The sequence below is a fragment of the Mucilaginibacter sp. UR6-11 genome (assembly GCF_020880695.1).
Classification (GTDB): domain Bacteria; phylum Bacteroidota; class Bacteroidia; order Sphingobacteriales; family Sphingobacteriaceae; genus Mucilaginibacter.
In genome coordinates, this window is sequence record NZ_JAJIWO010000003.1 from 86,594 (window position 1) to 105,991 (window position 19,398).

Below are 19,398 nucleotides of genomic sequence, written 5' to 3' on the forward strand. Positions count from 1 at the left end.
TATTATATTTTTTTTAAGTTTTTGGATTATTAATTAGCGCTTGTCTCTTAAATCACGCCCCTGGAAATGTGTTACGCAACGGAAACCGATGTAAGATTTGGCACTGTCCTGATACTCATAGTTACGTGATGAGTTTTGCAGAAAATAACCAACATCTTTCCATGAGCCGCCACGCACTACTTTACGTTTCATCACTTCGGGATCATTCTTTTTTGCCTCATAATTAAATGTTGGCGCTAAATCATTTACAAATGTTGAAGCTGAGGGATCAAATGCGGATTGGGTCCATTCCGCCACGTTGCCGGCCATGTTATACAAGCCAAAATCGTTAGGGAAATAAGATTTTACTTTAACGGTATAAGTACCGCCGTCGTCCGAATAGTTACCACGGCCGGGTTTAAAGTTTGCCAGTAAGCAACCTTTGGCATTTTTAATATAAGGGCCGCCCCATGGGTAATCCGTTCCTATCCTGCCGCCACGTGCTGCGTATTCAAACTCCTGCTCGGTTGGTAATACATATGGCGAACGGTGCGGCAAACGCCTTGAATCTTTATACGATTCATTGTAACGTGTGCGCCATACAGTAAACGCACGTGCCTGCCGCCAGGTTACGCCCACTACCGGGTAATCTTTAAATGACGGGTGTGAAAAATAGCCTTCAACCATCGGCTCGTTGGCAGCGTATGAAAAATCACTTAACCACACCAGCGTATCCGGATATATCGGTACGGTATCCCTTAAGATAAAGTCCGAACGTTTTTTTGTTTTATCGTTTTTGTAATTGGCTGCTTCGCGCAGTAACGGCATTGCATAGTTGTATTTCAACAGCCTGACATCAAGCTCATTGCGATCAAACACGCGGTCATCGCCCTGATAAAACATGCCCTGTAGTTTGGTAGCGTTGGCAGCTCCGGCTTTTTTATTACCGGCACCCCAGATAGGGTAACGTTTTACATATTGCCAGTTGATATATTTCTTTCCGGTTGGATTTGGTGTAGCGGGCTTTTTACCCGTAGCGCCTAAGTAATATTTCGGATCATTCAGGTAGGAAGTAATAGCAATTGAATCACGAACCCAGTTAACAAACTGCCGGTACTGGCTGTTTGAAATTTCTGTCTGATCCATAAAGAAAGCGGGTATGGTAACTTGTTTGGTTTGAGCTATTTGAGCAAATGTGATATCCTGATCGGTCTGGCCCATTAAAAAACTACCACTCGGAATATAAGCCATGCCATATGGAACTTCGGCTTTAACGTTTTTTGCCGGGGCGCCCATCACCTCGCCCCTATCGGCTCCGCCTTTTCCTCCGCCGAATATACATCCGCTTAATAATGCTGTACCTGAAATCGCAATTAAAAAGTATATTTTCTTCATGTTTTACAAATCAAAGTCCGGTCATAAAAAATACAACACAATTTGACCCCCGAATATATAAATTTTGCACCATCAAACGTAAAAAATGTTTTCTCCAGTTAAAAATAACATTTTTTAATTAAAAGGCAAATTCATTGACGATTGACAAATGGATTGTAACGCCTAATCCTTTTAAATTAACTAGTTGTAATTGTATGTGTTCACTTTTGACTTATACGGCAATTTACTTAAAATGTTGCGGGCAGATTAAAAAAAATACAGGTTATTTATTTACCTGTTTGCAATATTGCTCAATAGCCATAGTCATGGATGGAGCGGCCGGGGTAGGCGCAGGGATATCCAGAATTAAACCCGCCTCAAGCACTGCTTTATGGGTAGTTGCGCCAAAAGCGGCAATGCGGGTATTATTCTGTTTAAAATCAGGAAAGTTCTTGAATAATGACTGGATGCTTGACGGGCTGAAAAATGCTATAACATCATAAAAAACCTCGGCAAGGTCACTCAAATCGCTGCATACGGTACGGAAAAGTACGGCAGGGGTAAAATCATATCCGTTCTCCAGCAAAAATTTCTGCGTTTCTTCGGCAGCCACATCAGAGCAAGGGTAAAGGAATTTCTCGTTCGAGTGTTTTTTAAGTACCTCGGCCAGGTCAGTAGCGGTTTGCTTACCAAAGAAGATCTTTCGTTTACGGTACTGGATATATTTTTGAAGATAAAGGGCAATGGTTTCTGAAAGGCAGAAATATTTCATTTCTACCGGCACCTCGAAACGCATCTCTTCACAGATCCTGAAGAAATGATCGGCCGAGTTACGGCTGGTGAAAATAACTGCGGTAAAATCCGCCAGGTTAATTTTATCCTTACGGAAATCCTTGGCCGGCACACCTTCAACATGAATAAATGACCTGAAATCAATCTTCAGATTATGTTTCTTTGCCAGTTCAGTGTATGGATTTTTGTCGTTTTCGGGCTTCGCTAAAGTAACCAATATACTTTTAACCTTTTTCTTTCTATCTTCCAATTCTGTCGTTATAAAAACCTAAAAATTATATATTCAGCGCCTTAATTAATATTAAAATGGGGCAAATTTCGAGGGCACAAAGATAGATAAATAAATAAAATTTATGAAATCGAAAATTAGAAATAATATTAACACTGCTCCGCAGATAAAGCCATACGAAAATAATCACTATCAATATCACCGCAACTATCAGCAACGGCTTAATAAAAACTGCGGCCAGTAAGCTAAAACATACCGTAACCGGCAAAAACACAAAAGCCACGTTAAAATAGGTTAAGTAAAGGATTGATACATATTCTGTTACGATCTTTTGGATATCAAAAATAAAACCTATTAGCTTCAATACCAGAAATTTGCCGGCAAACAACAATAAAATTATCATAACCAGCGAAACAAACAGCCGCACGCCGCTTACGCTGTAGTAAATACTTTTATAGGATGCCAGCTGGTACAAAAACAACCCAAATGTTAGGCCGAATAATAAAAACAGGCCCACAAAGGCCCAGAAATTTATCTGCACATCGTCTTTATTGGCTTGTACAAGCGCCCGTTTGCTGTAAAATGATAAGAATACATTTTTGATATCCTTGTTCATGATAATGTTAAGGATAGCGGTATACAGCAGCAGCCCGATGATGATGGTGATTATCCATTGGTCGCGCGTTTTCCGCATATGGCCGTTGCGCAATATGCTTTTTGACTTGAAAGGGATATCCAGAAAGCCGTTGCCACGGTACATATGATCATGCACATACCGCTCGGCTGCCTCTCTGTTTACGGTAGAATCAGGGTATTTGATGTATAAAAAAGCCAATGAATCTTCCAGAAATTTTTTGCGGTTGGCTGTAGCCAGGATAACAGAATCAAGCACCTGCATACTGCCGGGCCGGGCAGTGTCCAACCGGGTGTTGCTTTGTATTGTTGTATCTCCCTGCGCGTAACCCGCCAAACCGGCTATTACTATAAAAAAGAAGCATAAAGCAATAAAACGCATTTAATAGCCCGGATTGATTTACTACAAAAATACCTTAATTTATGAGTCTTTAGACTGATTAATGTTAAAAACCGAATGTTTTATTTGGTCAGCTTGTTAGGGATAGCTGCTGTTGGCGGTTGCCTTAGCCCTTTTTTTGCAAGATAGCCTGCCAATTGTTCTATCCTGTCAGTACCGATTACATCCGCCCCGATATTGATCTGGACATCCCAGGCTTCGGGCACATCGGGGCCGCCCCAAAACCTAACCAGTTTACCCGTATACGTATGTACACTATCCACGGTTTTCTGCAGTTTCTTCCGGTCGGCTTCGGCAATGGCGCCGGTACCTTTCCATTTAGACCAGTTTTCAAAGTTAAGACTAACCTGCCCTACCCTGTCCCACTGGGCCTGCGTATGCGGATAGACCAGGTCATCATCAAACCATAAAACGGAAGGATATTTATGGTAATCAGCCGGAACAGGCCGGTTACCACTGATCAGGATCTTTAACCTGCCGGTTGGGTTTTCTTTGCTCAACAAGTACATCTTAAGTGGTCGCAACTCTTTTACCAGCTTAGGCAGCACCTGCGAGTATTCCCGCTTAACATCTATCAAAAGACATAAGCGACGCGTGGTGTCCCTGCGTAAGGCGTACAGGATGGGTTGAAGATACATGCCCTTAAGGGTACGCTCGGGCTCTAAATACTTGTCGCTGTGCGATACCAGTAAAACCCCGTCAACCAGGAATATATCGGCTTCGATAGAATTGAAACCGTTGTAAAATGCTTTATAAAATGGTGTATTGTTAGCGTAGTCGTTATGCGAGTGCGTATATCTTGCCTGTGCAAACGCGCTGCTGCCCGCCAACAAAAACATGGCAGGCAACAGGAGTTGAAGTTTTAGTTTCATGCCGATAAAACTAGTGTATTTAAAAAAAAAACAGGTTATCAAACTGTTAATTATTTATCACCTGTATATACAGGCTGGGGTAATTTATAAAGCGCTTCTTTATCGGCAGATGCGGTGATTGCTTTCGAGTTAAGATCACCGTACCAATAAACGGTTGATGAATAATCAACCAGGCCGGTGTCCCAGCTGATGAGCTCAAAATCAAATTTCAGTTTTTTATTGAACGGGATCACATCCAGGTTGCGCGTGCGCACAAAAGTATTATAGCCGCGCGACGCTTCATCATCCTCGCGCGGGGCGCCGCCAAACGGATTGCTATAAACGTGGATGGGTGCAAACGTGGCGTTATAATAGTCCTCCGTACCACAGCCAAAGTGCGACGGGAACCTGTCATCATCCACCCAGATATGTTCGTCCCCCTCGCCATACCAGCGTTTGGTGTGGTTATAAAGCGATAATACATCGCCTTTAAAAACGCCCCGGCCGGTTAACGTAGCCATATTATAATCAAGCCCGGCGTTAGTTTTAAGGGCGTTTTCCTGTCGCCAGGCGGCATGGAAATAAAGGGTATTAGGCGTCCATTTCCATGTCGAGGTATTGGCCCTGATCTGGGCTTCGGCCGTAATGTCGGTGATGTTAACCAACTCAATTTTTGCCGTTTTACGGTAGGGCATTATAAACTTAAGCGCTGCCCTTCCTTCACCGTCCGAGTATAAATAAAAACTTTGGGCCGCCGGCGCACCCATACCCACCCCCGCCAAATCACTTAGTGGCGCACTTACAGTTTGCCGCCCGTCGAATGTTATTTTTACAATCAAACCGCGCATCAGCTGTTCATAATCTGCTTTGGCAAAGCCATCAATATCAAACGCTAAAACACGGATGGCTTTATTGCCTGCAGGCAGCTGTAAACTTAAAGTTGCGCCGGGCTCAAGCTGGTGTTGGATATCAGCCTCATTTATGCTGTAAGATCCGCTGTGCAATAGTTCTTCGTCTGCATTGTCCGCCTGCTTTTTAAATTTTTCAGCATCGGCAATTGTAAACGTTTTTACTTTGGTGCCTTTGCTGTAGGTGCGGTAATTAGCATGAAAGTAGTATCCGCGGTTCAGATCATCAACCGTAATTTTACATCTTTTAGCGTACGGAATTGGGTAATACATAGAGCTGCCCTGCGTGGTGTTATAATGCTCATGAAGTAAAAGCAGCCCCGGCGGAATTTGGATAGGCAGCTTAGAAATGTCATATGCCGGAATGGTAATACTGGCTTCCTTCTCGCCATCAAAATAAATACGCAGGTTGGCACCGGCGGCTTTGCCGGTAGTTATGATGCGGGTTATAACGCCGGGGCCGTTCTCATCAAACAACACTTTTTCAACCCTACCATTATTCGCTTCATATCTGACAAAACCCGACCCATCATCATTGGCGTGCCATGACGGTGTATTGGGTATAACCGACCGCCTGTCATAACTGGTTTGCAGTTTGGAGGTATAATACGGCACGGGAAAACACACATCCAGGTCCCTATTAACCATATCGCTCAATAGCGTACCAATAGTTATTGTTTTTTGCTGCGCGATGGCCGATCCGCAGAAAAAGAACAATCCCAATAATAAGCCTGCAATTTTTTTCATATTAGTTATTTTTATCTGCATTGCTCATCACCGCCAGGCTAAGCGCGGCCATATCGCCGATACTTTCGCCCAAGCCTGCCGGAACAATTTTACAAACGCTGCTTGCTCCAATATAAGCCTCGCGTTCAATTACCTGTAGCATCCGCGTATCCAGCAGTGATTTTGCACGGCCGTAAATGCTGCCCATGACGATAACCTCCGGGTTCAAAATATCTATCAGTAATGAAAGCCCGCGGCCCAGGTATTCGGCACAGGTATGGTAAATATCCAGCGCCAGCTCGTCGCCGCCGTGTGCTGCCTCCGCGACAATTTTGGCGGTTAGCCCGCCCAAATCAGCCAGGCTATTGCAAAACGAAACCTTTTCACCTACCTGCAAACGCTCACGCACCCTGATCTGCGCCAGCTGGGCAATACCGCCGCCGCTGCACCAGCCTTCAAAAGATCCGGCCTTACCAAAACCCACGGGCCCCATATCGGCCAGGCGCAGGTGACCAACTTCGCCGGCAAAATCTGACGTGCCTGAATAAAGCCGGCCGTTTAAAATCAGCCCCGCCCCCATGCCCGTCCCGAAGGTTAAAAAGATCACGTTTTCATAGCCCCTGCCCGCGCCGTATTTCCACTCGGCCACCGCACAGGCGTTGGCATCATTTTGCAGCAATGCCGGTTTACCAAAGCGCTTTTCAGTCATTTCAACAATCGGGATGTTATCCCAACCCGGCAAATTGGGTGGCGATAATACCAATCCCTTTTTACTGCTTAGGGGCCCGCCGCAGCTTATGCCAATGCCGGCCAGTTGATGATTGGAAATACCATGCTTTGCCAGCAGACTTTCGGCTGCGACAAATAACGTTTCAATCATATCATAGGGCGGGGCCACGGTCGGCAGTACTACCTTGGCTACAATTTCAATAGGCTCATTGCCCGCAACCGTACCTATAACCACGGCACATTTGGTGCCGCCGATGTCAAAACCTAACAACATATTTAACTAGTCTTCTTTAAGTGGGCTGATCTTTATTGATTTGAATTTTACGTTTCCATGCTTTGCATAAAACCACAAAAAGCCACCTTTTTGCTCGGGCACCCGGTTTACAATGCAGCGCCGGCCGCCAATTGATAAATCTATAATATCATCCTTCAGGATCATATCAATTTTAACGGCTTTATCCAAACCGTCAACCGCTTTGATCATGGTATTACCCAGCCAAACCGTTTTATCAGCCGGCGAGAAGTTAAGGCGATAACCCTGATCGGCACCGGCATCTGATCTTAAATAAAAACCATATTCGGCAACCGAAGTTGTCGGCTCAATCTCCAGGGTAATCCGGCACCTTAACGGCACGTTTTCCAGGTGGGCAGAGCCTACGCCGTTTGGCGGATTGATCGTCAGGTTATCTTCACCCTCAAGCTTACTATCCTGATCGGTCTTTATCGTCAAATTTAACGGCGCCAATGTCTCGGGTATCATCTCCGCCGGGAAACAGGTAGCCAACGTTCCGTCCGGCTCCTGGATAACTTCACGGAATACAGCGTTGCCGCCAAACCGTTCGCCTTCATTATCGTGGTTTTGATTGCGGCTGGGTATCCAGCCGGCAGCTATGCGGCGGCCGTTTTTAAAGGCCGCTGTTTTAACCACGTTTACCCACGACTCGTTTAAAGCCTGGTATTTTGGTTCCTGCCACGGGCCGTATGGTTTTTTTGACTGCACATAATACGTATCGCCGTTATCACCATAGATGAGGTAGTACCAGCCGTTCCAGAAAAAATAATCAGAACATTCAGGTACCGATCCCTGCCCTGTCAGCACCGGGTCAAGCACCGCCCAGTTCTTGAGATCTTTTGAGGTTAGGTGCACCAGCGCCCCGCCGGCATGGCGCAATACCGAATTTTCTTTCCAGCTGGATACAAACAGGTGAAACTCGCCGGTCTTCTCATCTACAAAAACTTTGGGGTCCCTGAAATCACGCTTGCTGTAGCCCGGCGCCGAAGTATAAAACGGATTAGGCTTTTGCTTATCAAAATGGATCCCGTCATTACTTATAGCATAGCTTAATTGTTCATTAACCTTACCGTCATTAATTAAGCGTGTTGCGTAAAAGGCGTAATATTTATTTTTGTAGAAGACGATTGAGCCGGTGCAGATCGATTTTTCCCACGGTTCATCAATGCCTAAAACTATCGGCTCCTGTTTCCAGGTTTTCAGATCGGTGGTGGTGCTTAGCGCCCATTGATGGCCGCCCAATCCGCCCAGGCTGGCGTGGTGTGCCGAGTCAAGCAGCCAATAAAAAGAGAATTGCCCGTCCTTATAAAACGGCATACAATCGCCTACAAACAGGTTGCCTTTTGGCCGCCAGTACTGCAGGTTTTTTGTGCTTTGGATGGCAGGGTCGTACTTCACGCCCAATTTTTGTGCCTTAACGCACATTGCGCCTAATATAAAGGGCAACAGTAACAGGTATTTTTTCATAAATGCAATTTTAAAGATCTCTTGGACTACCGCCTTTGCGCCAGTGCTCTTCTATTTCTTCTAATGATTTGCCTTTGGTTTCGGGGATATAATACCTGCCCCAAAACATGCCGATTAAACAAATGCCCGAGTACAGGAAGAACGTGCCGGAGATACCCAGCGAGTTAACCAGTTTAAAAAAAGTAAAGGCGACAATGGCATTAAAACCCCAGTGTGCCAGCGAGCCAATGCTCATACCCACACCGCGAACATTTAACGGAAAAACTTCGGATATCAACAACCAGCCCAGCGGCGCCAGGCTAATGGCAATAAATATGATATAGGAAACAATACTTAACACCGCAAATATGGGCAGGCTTGCCCCCAATGCTTCTTTAAAATGAAAGCAAACTCCCAGCAAAGCCAGCGAGGGGATCATGCCCCAGATACCGATCATGTAGAGTTTGCGGCGGCCAACTTTATCCAGCAGGATCACCGACACAAAACAAGCCAGCACGTTTACTGTACCGATAATGATTGCCGGCAAAATAGACTCGGTATTACTCACGATACCCGCCATTTTAAAAATGATGGGCGAATAATAAATTATGGTATTTACCCCCGAAAATTGCTGAAAGAAAAATATCCCGACGGTGATGATCAGCGCAGGGCGCAGCCAGGGTTTTAAAATTTCGGCGCTGTTGGTTTTATTTTGTTTGGTTAGTTCAACCTCGCGCCTTAAATCGGCAAGGGTTTGTTGGATCAGGTCCGGATCCTCAACCCTGTTCAGCACGGCTTCACCCTCGGTCCAGCGGTTTTTGCTGATGAGCCAGCGTGGTGTTTCAGGTAGAAAGAACATCCCTATCAGCAATATCAACGCGGGGAACAACCCCACAAAAAACATCCATCGCCATGATTCAAGGTTGGCGTCATTACCTAAAACATAATCAGTTATATATGATACCAAAATACCAATCGTGATCATCAGCTGGTTTAAGGTAACCATTGCGCCCCTGCGCCGGGTTGGCGCAATCTCGGCGATATACATGGGCACCACATACGAGGTTATCCCGATGGCAATACCGATGATAACCCGCATCACCATTAAAAACACTATGCTATGGGCATAGGTACAGCCCACCGCACCTACCGCAAAAATTATAGCGTTAACAATGATCATTTTTTTGCGGCCCAGGTAGTCTGACAGTTTGCCGCTGCTGATAGCACCCAGCACCGCGCCAACCAGTACTGTGGTGGTGATCCATTCCAGGCTTGAGTCGCCCAGTTTCCAGTACTCTTTCATAAATGGCAGCGCGCCGGATATTACCCCGGTGTCAAATCCAAACAGCAACCCACCCGTGGCTGCCACAATGGAAATGAGTAAGACGTTTGATCTTGTTTTTGTTGGTTTCATTATCTTATTTTTAGGTTATAGTTGGTTCTCCTCAATGTATATTACACTTTAAGCACGCTCATTTAAAATTATTCCCTGCATGATTGCCCGATGATAAGATCAGACTCCAGGCTTAGCTGTTTGCTTATTTTGTTATGGTTTATCAGTTCAAGTAAAGTGTTTACCGCTGCTTGCCCCATCGCTTCTACCGGTTGTCTTAAATGCGTTACAGGGCAATAAAAAAGTTCAAACGCTTCCGACTCATCAAAGCTCAGTACCGATATATCCTGCGGCACTTTTGCCTTGATTTTATTTAAATATTTCAGGCCGTTAATAGCTAGTGTATCCGTAGCAAAAAACATGGCGTCGCAGGGCTCTTTTAAATTAAATAGGGTATCAATACCCTGTTCAATATCACCTATTCTATTATTGCTATTTATCTGCTGCAGCCAGTGCTGATTAAAATTTATGTGATGATCCCTCAAAGCTTCAAGGTACCCGCGGTTACGCTCGTGCAGGTGAAACATGGTGGTGATGTAATTAAAAAAGGCGATCTGTTTATGTCCCTGCTTAATTAAATATTCAGTAGCGGTGTAAGCCGCCCGGTAATTATTAAGGGCGATATGATTGGTTGGTATCTCAGGAAAGTTCCTGTCGATCAAAACAAAGGGGATCTCTGCCTTTTGCAGCATCGTAATCTGGCTCTGCGAGTCTTCCACTGGCACCAGGATCAGGCCGTCAACCTGGCGGTTTATCAGTACATTAATCAGTTCGGCAAAACTGTCCGCGTTTTCGTTCGAGCTGCCAAATAATACGGTATAATTTGCTTTTTTGGCTTCGGCCTCAATGGCGCGGGTAATGCCAGTGCTGAAACGGTAGTTGATATCGGCCACCACCAACCCGATGGTGTAGGTTTTTAACATTTTAAGGCTTTTGGCTATCTGGTTAGGGCGATAGTTAAGCAGCTGGGCCGCGGCCTTTATTTTTTGGGTATTCTCTTTACTTACCTGTTTAATTTCGGCCTGCCCGTTAAGCACGTAAGACACCAGTGCAATGGATACACCTACATGCTCCGCAATATCTTTGAGGCCTATTTTTTTCACTAAGATTTACTATTGGTTAAACCAAAGTTATCACTTTAAACGATTAAAGCAAATGAAAAATAAAATTATGAAATAAAAAGTCCGGGGGATCCCGGGTATGGAAGGGGTGTTAAATTATTATTTTATCCTGATACCAGGTGGCGTTGCAGCAGGCAACTTTTTATAGCATTTATTTACCGGCCTTAATTTTCAAAGCGACCGGTTTTTTGTGTTAAAGCTATTTTGTAGACAATCAGTTCAACTTTATCACCAATATCGCTTTCGTTTTCAGTAATTCCGTGAGAGGGGTGGTCGGGTGCGTTATTTGCAAATGGCATAATACGATGGATAAGGCGCTGCATAACCATCTGCTTTTCTTCTATGTCGGTTATTTCTTCAAAGCGTCCCCAGGCAATCACACTTTTCCAGCGGAATACACTTTCGATATTATCCACTTCAAAACAAATTTCGGGGTTTTTACGCATCATGGCTATCTTTTTTCCCAATGCAGAATGCGCGTAAACGTACCCTTCGCCATAAACATAGTTTATGGGCACGTTGTACAACTGGCCATCTGCGTAGCACGCTATGCGGCCGATGACCTGTTCGGTTAACAGGTCTTCAATTTCTTTTTCACTCAATTCACCCAACATGGCTAATGTCTTAAATTTCAAAAAAATAAACCTGGCAGGTTGTCTGCCAACCGGTGCCATATTCTGCGGGATGCCCTGCTTCAACTGAAAAATCTCGTGCTACAACCAATCTGGTTACCGGCGATGATTTTTAATAAATATCGGGATTTTTAGTAATTCGATCTATGTTTCAGATCACATTAAGATATGCGAAATATCAGGTTTTTCTGGTATTTATCCGGTTGCAATATCGAATTGCCATAACCAGCGCCCATCGTCATTTCTCAAAACCAGCCAGGCGGCGGCTGAGACGGTTAGCGAAAACGGAAATACCGCGCCGAATCCGAGTGGCGCAATTGCCAGCAAAAAGATGATAACCCCCACGCAGGCCGGCTTTACCCAGATCCCGTTGAGTAACATGCCTGACGCGATGAGCAACTGCCCGACAGCAATACAGGTAACGGCAATCCGGATATGATCTTTAAACCAGCCATTAATAAAATCTTTATAAAAGCCAATGGCGTAACGGCTGTAATCAAGGTAAGCGCCGGGCTGCAGGCGGCAGGTTATATAATTTATCCAGGCGGCCCACGCAAAAACCAAGAACAACCCAAGCCGGGCCAGTTTTGGCCGTTTTACCGCTGCCCAAAGAATTACCAGGCCCACAGCGTTCGAAACTCCGTAAGCAATCAGCAAGGGTGAAATGTTTGCCATGTCCATTAAAGTATTCTCGCTTCAATAATAACCAATTGTTTTGTTTTTTTCATCCGGCGGGATGGTATTAATGGACAGATCAACCTGCAATTTTTTTTCCTTAATTTAATATACAGACATCAAACAGATTAACTAATAACCTATGGCCGGATGATCACTTTTTTCTAAGCCTGTAAAAATTACGGCGGCAGGTAGAACAATGGTAATGTTTCAACGGAAGCCAAAACAACAACAGTTTTACCAGTACCCCTCTTGGTATACGGTAGATGGTTATGGCCTGGCAATGCAGGCACCTGTTTTTAAATACCCTGTTGTAATAGCCATTCTTTTTGAAATAACCGCTATCCATATCCGGTAAGGTTATATGCTCAAAATCTTCCAGCAGCCTGTTTCCGGTAAATTCAAACATATTACTTAATTTAATGTTAATGAGTTATCTTTAATTATCTACAGGCATCGGCTTTCTTTTGACTGAACTGTTTAGATCCTCCCCGCTCAACACCAGCTCCGGGAAGGCATTTTCAATATTCGTTCCGGGGGCGGTTTTAAAAGTAAAACTAAACGGTGCCCATAAATAAAAACGACCATCGTCACTTTATATTTATTGATTATTGTCACCAATAACCCGCTTGTCTGCAAGAGCGAACGCTCCAAAATGCGGCCCGGGACATCGGTTGGCTAGCTTTATACGGGAATACTTAAAATTATGTTGTTACTTTGTTGTTAAAAATTTAAAATATTCCCAGTTATTACTGTCTAAGTACCTTAAAAACATGGCCGGCATTTATTTACATATCCCTTTTTGCAAACAAGCCTGCCATTACTGCGATTTTCATTTCAGCACTTCGCTAAAATATAAGGACGAACTCCTGCAATCGCTGATAAAAGAAATACAGCTGCAAAGCAACTACCTGCTCAATGAAACGATAGAGACCATTTATTTTGGCGGGGGCACGCCGTCTTTACTCACAGCCGATGAGATCAATTTACTGCTGGATACCATTACCGGTTTACACACGGTAGCTGCCGGTGCCGAAGTAACGCTGGAAGCTAATCCGGACGACCTGGACAAGGCTAAACTGCAGGCGTTGCGCCAAACGCCGGTTAACCGCTTTAGTATCGGCCTGCAGTCTTTTTTTGATGATGACCTGCAGTGGATGAACCGCGTACACCGCGCCGGCGAGGCCGAAGCTTCGGTAAAACGCGCCCAGGACAGCGGGTTTGAAAACATCACCGTCGATCTGATCTATGGCTATCCGCTGCTTACCGAACAAAAGTGGAAATATAACCTGGATAAGGTTTTTGCGTTGGATGTACCGCACGTGTCTGCTTACTCCATGACGGTTGAGCCGCAAACCGCGCTAGCCTCATTTATCCGCAACAAAAAACAGCCTGCAATGAATGAGCAGCAAAGCGCCGCGCAGTTTAACCTGCTGATGGATGAAATGGCTGCCAAAGGCTTTGAGCATTATGAGATATCAAATTTCTGCAAACCCGGGCATTACAGCCGGCATAATGCTAATTACTGGCGGGGCATTAAGTATTTAGGTATCGGGCCGTCGGCCCATTCTTATAACGGCGAGGCAAGGCAATGGAACATAGCCAATAATGCCGGCTATATCCAATCCATACAAGCTAACACCCTGCCTGCCGAAACAGAAATATTAACCGAAACCAACCGGTTAAACGAATATATCATGACCTCTTTACGTACCGTATGGGGGCTTGATACGGATAAATTAAACACCATTGCAGCGGGTTCGGCTGGAGCATTGCTCAAAGAGACCGTACCTTTTCTTGAAAAAGAATGGATCGCCAAAAAAGATAATATGATCTACCTCACCCAAACCGGCAAACTCTACGCCGACCATATCGCTGCGGGACTGTTTTTTTAGGCTGCATACTCAAATCAGGCCTTTATAAAGGGGCGTACCTACGCAACTACGGCCGCCCTGGTTTTCAACAAGTTATAGCCGGAAGCTATAAGAATTTATAAAACCGCTTTACCAAAGCCGCCGTATCTCTCATCAAATAACAATCTTTAATTATCATGAAAAAATTAATTATCCCCGTACTTGCCTTGTTGGCCATCGCAATTGCCCCTGGCGCTTACGCCCAAACCAAAATGGTTGGTGGCGCAGCTATGTATCCTACAAAAAACATTGTAGAGAATGCCGTAAACTCAAAAGATCACACCACCCTTGTTGCCGCGGTTAAGGCTGCAGGTTTGGTTGAGACGCTTTCGTCGGCCGGCCCGTTCACCGTATTTGCCCCAACTAACGAGGCCTTTAACAAACTGCCCGCAGGCACGGTAGAAACCCTGGTAAAACCAGAGAACAAAGCAACCCTTACCAAAATACTGACGTACCATGTTGTAGCCGGTAAACTAAGCGCTGCCGATTTATGGGCCAAAGTTAAAGCCGGCAAAGCCGGGCTAACTACGGTACAAGGCGGTAAACTTTGGGTTAAGGCACAAGGTAAAAAACTATACCTGGTTGACGAAAAAGGCGGTAAATCATGGATCACCATTGCCGATGTAAACCAAAGCAACGGTGTTATACATGTGGTTAACACTGTATTAATGCCCAAATAATTAATTTATGGCTGTAGCGGTAAGCAGTTTGCCGTTAGTTCGTTGGCAAAACTGGAAACCGCAGCCATAAATTAATTATAATTACCTGTAAAGGTAAAGCCCGGCGCTTTTTGCACCGGGCTTTTTTTGTCAAAAAAATATCAAAAACAAATAGGCGCACTGTAGGTCTTTATGGTATTATTTAGCTTTGTGCGTTAATTAATTGTAAACATGGGCATTATTTTAACTCCTATTGATAGGGTTGACAACATTACAAAAGAAGATTTTGTTAATAATTACTTAAAGTTACGTAAGCCATTGGTAATACGCAAAGCTACCGAAAGCTGGCCCGCGCTAAAAAAATGGACCTTTGATTATTTAAAAGAAACCGTCGGCGACCAGGTTGTCCCCTTATATGACAGCTCAAAAGCCGACCCTTCAAAGCCCATTAATACATCGGCTGCCGAAATGAAGTTTGGCGATTATATTGACCTGATCCAAAAAGAACCTACTGACCTGCGCATATTTTTGTTTGATCCGATAAAACATGCGCCCGGGTTACTGGACGACTATCGCTCGCCAACCGACCTGATGGGTGGGTTTTTAGATAAATATCCCAATATGTTTTTCGGCGGTGCCGGATCAATAACTTTTATGCATTATGATATTGACCTTGCCCACATTTTTCACACCCATCTTAACGGCCGCAAGCGTGTAATTTTGTTTGACAATAAATGGAGCGAGCGTTTATACAGGATCCCGTTTGCCACTTATGCTTTGGAAGATTATGACATTGAAAATCCGGATTTCTCTAAATTCCCGGCGCTTGACGGGATTGAAGGGCAAGAGATTATATTAGAACACGGCGATACCCTGTTTATGCCCACCGGCTACTGGCACTGGATGAAGTACCTGGACGGATCGTTCTCTATATCGCTGCGCGCCTGGGATAGTTCATGGGCCATTAAAGCAAAGAGTTTATATAACCTGACCATCCAGCGTAAGTTTGATGATATGATGAAACGCAATTTTAAATCGCGTTATATGAACTGGAAAGAGGAGCTGGCGATAAAACGGGCCGATAAGGCTTTGGCCGAAGGACAACCGGGATAGCTGCAGCATCCGCCAAAATATAACAGTAATTTAATATATAACGTTTTTAAATTTGCTTATTTTGTTGTATCAGGTGTAGGGTTTGCAAAATTGTCTGCAGACCTATTAAGTTCCTGTTTCAAATAAAAAATGAGTTTTATTCTGCGCCCCATTGATACCGTTGATTCAATAACCCCTCAGGATTTTAAGGAAAAGTATTTAGACGCCCGCCGCCCGCTGGTAATTAAAGGGCTAACTAAAAACTGGCCGGCGCGCACCAAATGGACGCCCGGGTATTTAAAGCAGGTAGTTGGCAAAAAGGTAGTGCCCTTATATGACAACTCCAAAGCCGATCCGTCAAAACCGATCAACTCGGCCGCTGCCGAAATGCCTTTTGACGATTATATGGACCTGATTATGTCGCGACCTACCGAATTGCGCATCTTCTTTTTTAATATATTTAAACATGCCCCGCAGCTGTTAAACGATATCATTTTACCCAGGGACCTGATGGGCGGCTTTATAGAGAGTATGCCTGCCATGTTCTTCGGGGGATCAGACGCTGTTACCTTTTTGCATTATGATATTGACCTGCCCCATATCTTCCACACCCATTTTGGCGGTCGCAAACATATCGTCCTGTTTGAGAACAAGTGGAAACACCGCCTGTATTGCATCCCTAATGCCACTTATGCGTTAGAGGATTATGATGTGGCCAATCCTGATATAAAAAAATTTCCGGCGCTTGACGGTGTTGAAGGCATTGAAGTTTTCCTGGAACATGGCGACACCTTATTTATGCCTACCGGCTACTGGCACTGGATGAAATATGTAGAAGGCGGCTACTCTTTAAGCCTGCGTGCCTGGGATGCATCATTTACCCGCAAAGCCGCCAGTATGTATAATTTGGCCGTTAAAGGCGGGCTGGATAGTTTGCTGAAAATGGCTTTTAAAGGTAATTATGCCCGGTACCGGGAAAGGCTGGCCGTTAAAAGGGCTGACAGGGCGCTGGCTAAGAACCAGCCGGGATAGTGACCGACAGTTTAGCTTAAGGTTCTCGCAGGGCCGCATGATAGTGTGAACATCCGCCCGCTCAATTGCCGCGGGGGCTATTACTTTGTCTTGATACAAAGTAACTCAAAAACTAAGCGCAGCGATTTCATCCACACCATTTAAAAAAACAACAAGTGGATAATCAAGTCAGCCCGATCGCTGCCAACACACAGGCCAGGCTCCCGGCCGCGCGTGCTGACGGGCCACCGCTTCTTTTTTCATTGCTCACAATAACTAAAATTCTGGTTTTATCCTAAATGTCAGACGGGCAGCTTCGGGTAAAATCAGGTAAAACAAGTTGGGCTGTGCGCTGGCAAGGGCATTGGTAATTTTGCCTGAAGCTGGGCCTGTGCGACAACAGGGGGCAAAAGGACCGGGCCCTTGGTTTTACCTGATTTGCCGGGCAAAGGCCCAGAGCGCAAGAAGCCTATCGGCTGACTTGATTTTTTGTTCTTTTCATCAAGGAAAAGAACAAAGCCACCCCGCGGCGATTGAGCGGGCGGATGTTCACAATAGCATACACCTCGCCAATACCCTAATACCCAATTGTGTCGTTGATGCTAAAGAAACCAATCAGCACATTTAAATCAACTCGTATGATCCACAACAATCTTCCAAACCCCGTCAATCTTTTTAAACCATAAAGTATAATAACCGCCAATGTTACTGTTATCGCCCTCCCGCTTTAAGTACCAGGCGCCGTAAACAAAGGCATTAGTTGGGTCAAGCACCTCAACCTTTAAAATATTAAATGCAAGCTGGCCCATGGCGGCTTTGTTTGGATAGCCGCGCTTATAGTTATCAAGCGTATTTTGCCAGCCACGGGTGGGGCCCTTTTGACCGACAAACATCAGCGAGTCTGATTTCCAGTAGCCCTGCATAAACCCCTCGATATCACCCCGGTTCCAGGCCAGGCGCTGGTCGTCCATCAGTTTGATGATCGCCTGTCTGTCCTGGGCATGCAGTAAATAAGAGCCTAAAACCAGCAGGCACGAAAGAATAATTTTTTTCATGACCCAATATAATAATTCTTAATTTATTTAAACTTACCCCGTTAAATTAACAACAATTAATCCCCCATAAACTGTAACTTTAAATTAACGTTAAAACCAAAAAAACCTTTTAGCTTTGGCTTTTTAGCTCAACCCTTTATGAAGAAAAATATACTATGTTTTGGCGAAGTTTTATGGGACGCCTTTGGCGATGAAAAAGAAGCCGGCGGTGCAACCATGAACGTGGCTTTCCATTTGGCGCAGCAAGGCGCAGGTGTATCTTTTGCCAGCTGTGTAGGTATTGATGCTTCGGGTATTGAGCTGGTAGAATTTTTAAAAGACAATGGCTTGTACAGTGACCTGATACAACGTGATGAGAACCTGCCCACCTGCGAAGTTACCGTAAAACTGGATGAGCACCAGCAGGCCACTTACATTATACCCAAACCGGTATCATGGGATAACATAAAAACAAAAACGCCGCTTACGGCATGTGCTAAAAAAGCTACCGCTATTGTATTTGGCAGCCTGGTTTGCCGCGAGGCCACCACCCGCGACACGCTGCTAAACTTATTAAATGAAACCCGGGCGCTAAAAATATTTGACGTGAACCTGCGCGCACCGCACTATACGCTGTCAACCATACAAACCCTGGCGGCAAGGGCCGATGTGGTGAAAATGAACGAAGAGGAGGCAAACCTGCTCATCGGCGCCGGCAAAGGCGATCTGAAAGATAAAATTACCGAGTTCCGCAAAAAATACCACGCTCAGACTATTTGCGTTACCCGCGGCGAAAAAGGCGCCATAGTATGGCATGACCACGAGTTTTATGAGCACCCGGGCTTTACGGTAGACGTTGCAGATACCGTAGGTGCAGGCGACTCGTTTTTAGCCACCTTTATTGTGGGGTTGCTTAACAAACTACCTATACAACAGGTGCTGGAACGTGCCTGCGCCGTTGGCGCTTATGTTACCAGCAAACGCGGCGCTACACCAAGGTATGTTGACGGGATTGTAGATTTAATGGTAAAATAATTCCGGTTAGCTGGTGACATAATTTCGCCAGTGTTCCGGAATGTTCCGGGGTGTTCCGCCTATGCAAAGTGGAACACCTCTATAACTAAGCTATCAGCCGTTCCCAGTCGGGATGCCGTTTTAAGTAGGCCTTAATATATTCGCAATAAGGCACTATTTTAAAGTTATTTTTCTCCAGGTATTTAAATACCTTTTCAACCAGCGCCGCGGCAACGCCCCGGCCTTCCAGTTCGTGCGGCACTTCGGTATGTATCAAAAAGAATTTGTCGCCGCGCTGCTGGTAATCAATAAAGGCCCGGTAGCCGTCCACAAATAATTCAAAATTATGGCTTGCCTCGTTGTTGATTAGTTGGATGTCATCATACATAATATAAATATATGAAAGTTCCGCGATAACATCCGGTCCTGATCAATCCAAATCAAATAGTGCCGCTGCCCGGCAACTGCTGACACTACTTTGTCATCCCTGCCTAA

At 44.9% G+C, this 19,398-nt stretch carries 19 protein-coding genes; 5 read left to right on the forward strand and 14 right to left on the reverse strand.

All coding sequences use genetic code 11. From position 1 onward, the window contains the following. Positions 1-33: 33 nt before the first annotated feature. The 12 genes from LJ658_RS09280 to LJ658_RS09335 form a co-directional block, all read right to left on the reverse strand. Complete coding sequence (locus LJ658_RS09280) at positions 34-1,374, reverse strand: SUMF1/EgtB/PvdO family nonheme iron enzyme (RefSeq protein WP_230546216.1); 1,341 nt, start codon at positions 1,372-1,374, stop codon at positions 34-36. A gap of 262 nt (positions 1,375-1,636) precedes the next feature. Further along, positions 1,637-2,395: a uroporphyrinogen-III synthase gene (locus LJ658_RS09285; protein ID WP_230546217.1), complete on the reverse strand. Its 759-nt coding sequence runs from the start codon at positions 2,393-2,395 to the stop codon at positions 1,637-1,639. A gap of 25 nt (positions 2,396-2,420) precedes the next feature. Then, positions 2,421-3,389, reverse strand: coding sequence for a DUF4271 domain-containing protein (locus tag LJ658_RS09290; protein WP_230546218.1), 969 nt, complete (start codon positions 3,387-3,389; stop codon positions 2,421-2,423). 80 nt (positions 3,390-3,469) lie between these two features. Continuing rightward, positions 3,470-4,279, reverse strand: a complete 810-nt coding sequence (locus LJ658_RS09295) for a hypothetical protein (RefSeq protein WP_230546219.1) — start codon at positions 4,277-4,279, stop codon at positions 3,470-3,472. A 50-nt stretch (positions 4,280-4,329) separates the two neighbouring features. Further along, a complete protein-coding gene (locus LJ658_RS09300) occupies positions 4,330-5,913 on the reverse strand; it encodes a glycoside hydrolase family 172 protein (RefSeq protein ID WP_230546220.1) in 1,584 nt (527 codons plus the stop codon). A gap of 1 nt (position 5,914) precedes the next feature. After that, positions 5,915-6,895 carry an ROK family protein gene (locus LJ658_RS09305; protein ID WP_230546221.1) on the reverse strand — a complete coding sequence of 327 codons (981 nt, stop codon included), beginning with the start codon at positions 6,893-6,895 and terminating at the stop codon, positions 5,915-5,917. Between the two features lie 6 nt (positions 6,896-6,901). Next, a complete protein-coding gene (locus LJ658_RS09310) occupies positions 6,902-8,380 on the reverse strand; it encodes a family 43 glycosylhydrolase (RefSeq protein ID WP_230546222.1) in 1,479 nt (492 codons plus the stop codon). 10 nt (positions 8,381-8,390) lie between these two features. Then, complete coding sequence (locus LJ658_RS09315) at positions 8,391-9,773, reverse strand: sugar porter family MFS transporter (protein WP_230546223.1); 1,383 nt, start codon at positions 9,771-9,773, stop codon at positions 8,391-8,393. Positions 9,774-9,841: 68 nt separating this feature from the next. Further along, positions 9,842-10,855 (reverse strand): substrate-binding domain-containing protein, encoded by a 1,014-nt coding sequence (locus LJ658_RS09320; RefSeq protein ID WP_230546224.1) that lies wholly within the window; start codon positions 10,853-10,855, stop codon positions 9,842-9,844. Between the two features lie 182 nt (positions 10,856-11,037). Continuing rightward, positions 11,038-11,508 carry a pyridoxamine 5'-phosphate oxidase family protein gene (locus tag LJ658_RS09325; protein ID WP_230546225.1) on the reverse strand — a complete coding sequence of 157 codons (471 nt, stop codon included), beginning with the start codon at positions 11,506-11,508 and terminating at the stop codon, positions 11,038-11,040. 192 nt (positions 11,509-11,700) lie between these two features. Then, a complete protein-coding gene (locus tag LJ658_RS09330) occupies positions 11,701-12,180 on the reverse strand; it encodes a hypothetical protein (protein ID WP_230546226.1) in 480 nt (159 codons plus the stop codon). 154 nt (positions 12,181-12,334) lie between these two features. After that, a complete protein-coding gene (locus LJ658_RS09335; protein WP_230546227.1) occupies positions 12,335-12,589 on the reverse strand; it encodes a hypothetical protein in 255 nt (84 codons plus the stop codon). A 364-nt stretch (positions 12,590-12,953) separates the two neighbouring features. Between LJ658_RS09335 and hemW the strand changes: the two genes are divergently transcribed. From hemW to LJ658_RS09355, 4 genes are all read left to right on the forward strand, one after another. Then, positions 12,954-14,075 carry a radical SAM family heme chaperone HemW gene (gene hemW, locus LJ658_RS09340; RefSeq protein ID WP_230546228.1) on the forward strand — a complete coding sequence of 374 codons (1,122 nt, stop codon included), beginning with the start codon at positions 12,954-12,956 and terminating at the stop codon, positions 14,073-14,075. 155 nt (positions 14,076-14,230) lie between these two features. Beyond that, complete coding sequence (locus LJ658_RS09345; protein WP_230546229.1) at positions 14,231-14,773, forward strand: fasciclin domain-containing protein; 543 nt, start codon at positions 14,231-14,233, stop codon at positions 14,771-14,773. Between the two features lie 210 nt (positions 14,774-14,983). After that, positions 14,984-15,865 (forward strand): cupin-like domain-containing protein, encoded by an 882-nt coding sequence (locus tag LJ658_RS09350; protein ID WP_230546230.1) that lies wholly within the window; start codon positions 14,984-14,986, stop codon positions 15,863-15,865. Between the two features lie 129 nt (positions 15,866-15,994). After that, positions 15,995-16,876, forward strand: coding sequence for a cupin-like domain-containing protein (locus LJ658_RS09355; RefSeq protein ID WP_230546231.1), 882 nt, complete (start codon positions 15,995-15,997; stop codon positions 16,874-16,876). Positions 16,877-17,484: 608 nt separating this feature from the next. On the opposite strand, the gene LJ658_RS09360 is transcribed toward LJ658_RS09355, so the two are convergent. Beyond that, the gene (locus LJ658_RS09360; protein WP_230546232.1) at positions 17,485-17,910 is read right to left on the reverse strand and encodes a DUF4440 domain-containing protein; all 426 of its coding nucleotides are present in this window, start codon (positions 17,908-17,910) and stop codon (positions 17,485-17,487) included. Positions 17,911-18,048: 138 nt separating this feature from the next. Here LJ658_RS09360 and LJ658_RS09365 point away from each other — a divergent pair, with 138 nt between their 5' ends. Beyond that, a complete protein-coding gene (locus tag LJ658_RS09365) occupies positions 18,049-18,924 on the forward strand; it encodes a carbohydrate kinase (protein ID WP_230546233.1) in 876 nt (291 codons plus the stop codon). Between the two features lie 85 nt (positions 18,925-19,009). Here LJ658_RS09365 and LJ658_RS09370 read toward each other — a convergent pair whose 3' ends face one another. Then, a complete protein-coding gene (locus LJ658_RS09370) occupies positions 19,010-19,291 on the reverse strand; it encodes a GNAT family N-acetyltransferase (protein ID WP_230546234.1) in 282 nt (93 codons plus the stop codon). Positions 19,292-19,398 lie beyond the last annotated feature (107 nt).

What these genes read in the sequence shown, in the direction of transcription:
- LJ658_RS09360 (WP_230546232.1), bottom strand. Translation starts at nt 17,910, where the DNA reads ATGAAAAAAATTATTCTTTCGTGCCTGCTGGTTTTAGGCTCTTATTTA.
- LJ658_RS09365 (WP_230546233.1), top strand. Translation starts at nt 18,049, where the DNA reads ATGAAGAAAAATATACTATGTTTTGGCGAAGTTTTATGGGACGCCTTT.
- LJ658_RS09305 (WP_230546221.1), bottom strand. Translation starts at nt 6,895, where the DNA reads ATGTTGTTAGGTTTTGACATCGGCGGCACCAAATGTGCCGTGGTTATA.
- LJ658_RS09315 (WP_230546223.1), bottom strand. Translation starts at nt 9,773, where the DNA reads ATGAAACCAACAAAAACAAGATCAAACGTCTTACTCATTTCCATTGTG.
- LJ658_RS09345 (WP_230546229.1), top strand. Translation starts at nt 14,231, where the DNA reads ATGAAAAAATTAATTATCCCCGTACTTGCCTTGTTGGCCATCGCAATT.
- LJ658_RS09310 (WP_230546222.1), bottom strand. Translation starts at nt 8,380, where the DNA reads ATGAAAAAATACCTGTTACTGTTGCCCTTTATATTAGGCGCAATGTGC.
- LJ658_RS09295 (WP_230546219.1), bottom strand. Translation starts at nt 4,279, where the DNA reads ATGAAACTAAAACTTCAACTCCTGTTGCCTGCCATGTTTTTGTTGGCG.
- LJ658_RS09290 (WP_230546218.1), bottom strand. Translation starts at nt 3,389, where the DNA reads ATGCGTTTTATTGCTTTATGCTTCTTTTTTATAGTAATAGCCGGTTTG.
- hemW (WP_230546228.1), top strand. Translation starts at nt 12,954, where the DNA reads ATGGCCGGCATTTATTTACATATCCCTTTTTGCAAACAAGCCTGCCAT.
- LJ658_RS09280 (WP_230546216.1), bottom strand. Translation starts at nt 1,374, where the DNA reads ATGAAGAAAATATACTTTTTAATTGCGATTTCAGGTACAGCATTATTA.
- LJ658_RS09335 (WP_230546227.1), bottom strand. Translation starts at nt 12,589, where the DNA reads ATGTTTGAATTTACCGGAAACAGGCTGCTGGAAGATTTTGAGCATATA.
- LJ658_RS09355 (WP_230546231.1), top strand. Translation starts at nt 15,995, where the DNA reads ATGAGTTTTATTCTGCGCCCCATTGATACCGTTGATTCAATAACCCCT.
- LJ658_RS09370 (WP_230546234.1), bottom strand. Translation starts at nt 19,291, where the DNA reads ATGTATGATGACATCCAACTAATCAACAACGAGGCAAGCCATAATTTT.
- LJ658_RS09300 (WP_230546220.1), bottom strand. Translation starts at nt 5,913, where the DNA reads ATGAAAAAAATTGCAGGCTTATTATTGGGATTGTTCTTTTTCTGCGGA.
- LJ658_RS09350 (WP_230546230.1), top strand. Translation starts at nt 14,984, where the DNA reads ATGGGCATTATTTTAACTCCTATTGATAGGGTTGACAACATTACAAAA.
- LJ658_RS09330 (WP_230546226.1), bottom strand. Translation starts at nt 12,180, where the DNA reads ATGGCAAACATTTCACCCTTGCTGATTGCTTACGGAGTTTCGAACGCT.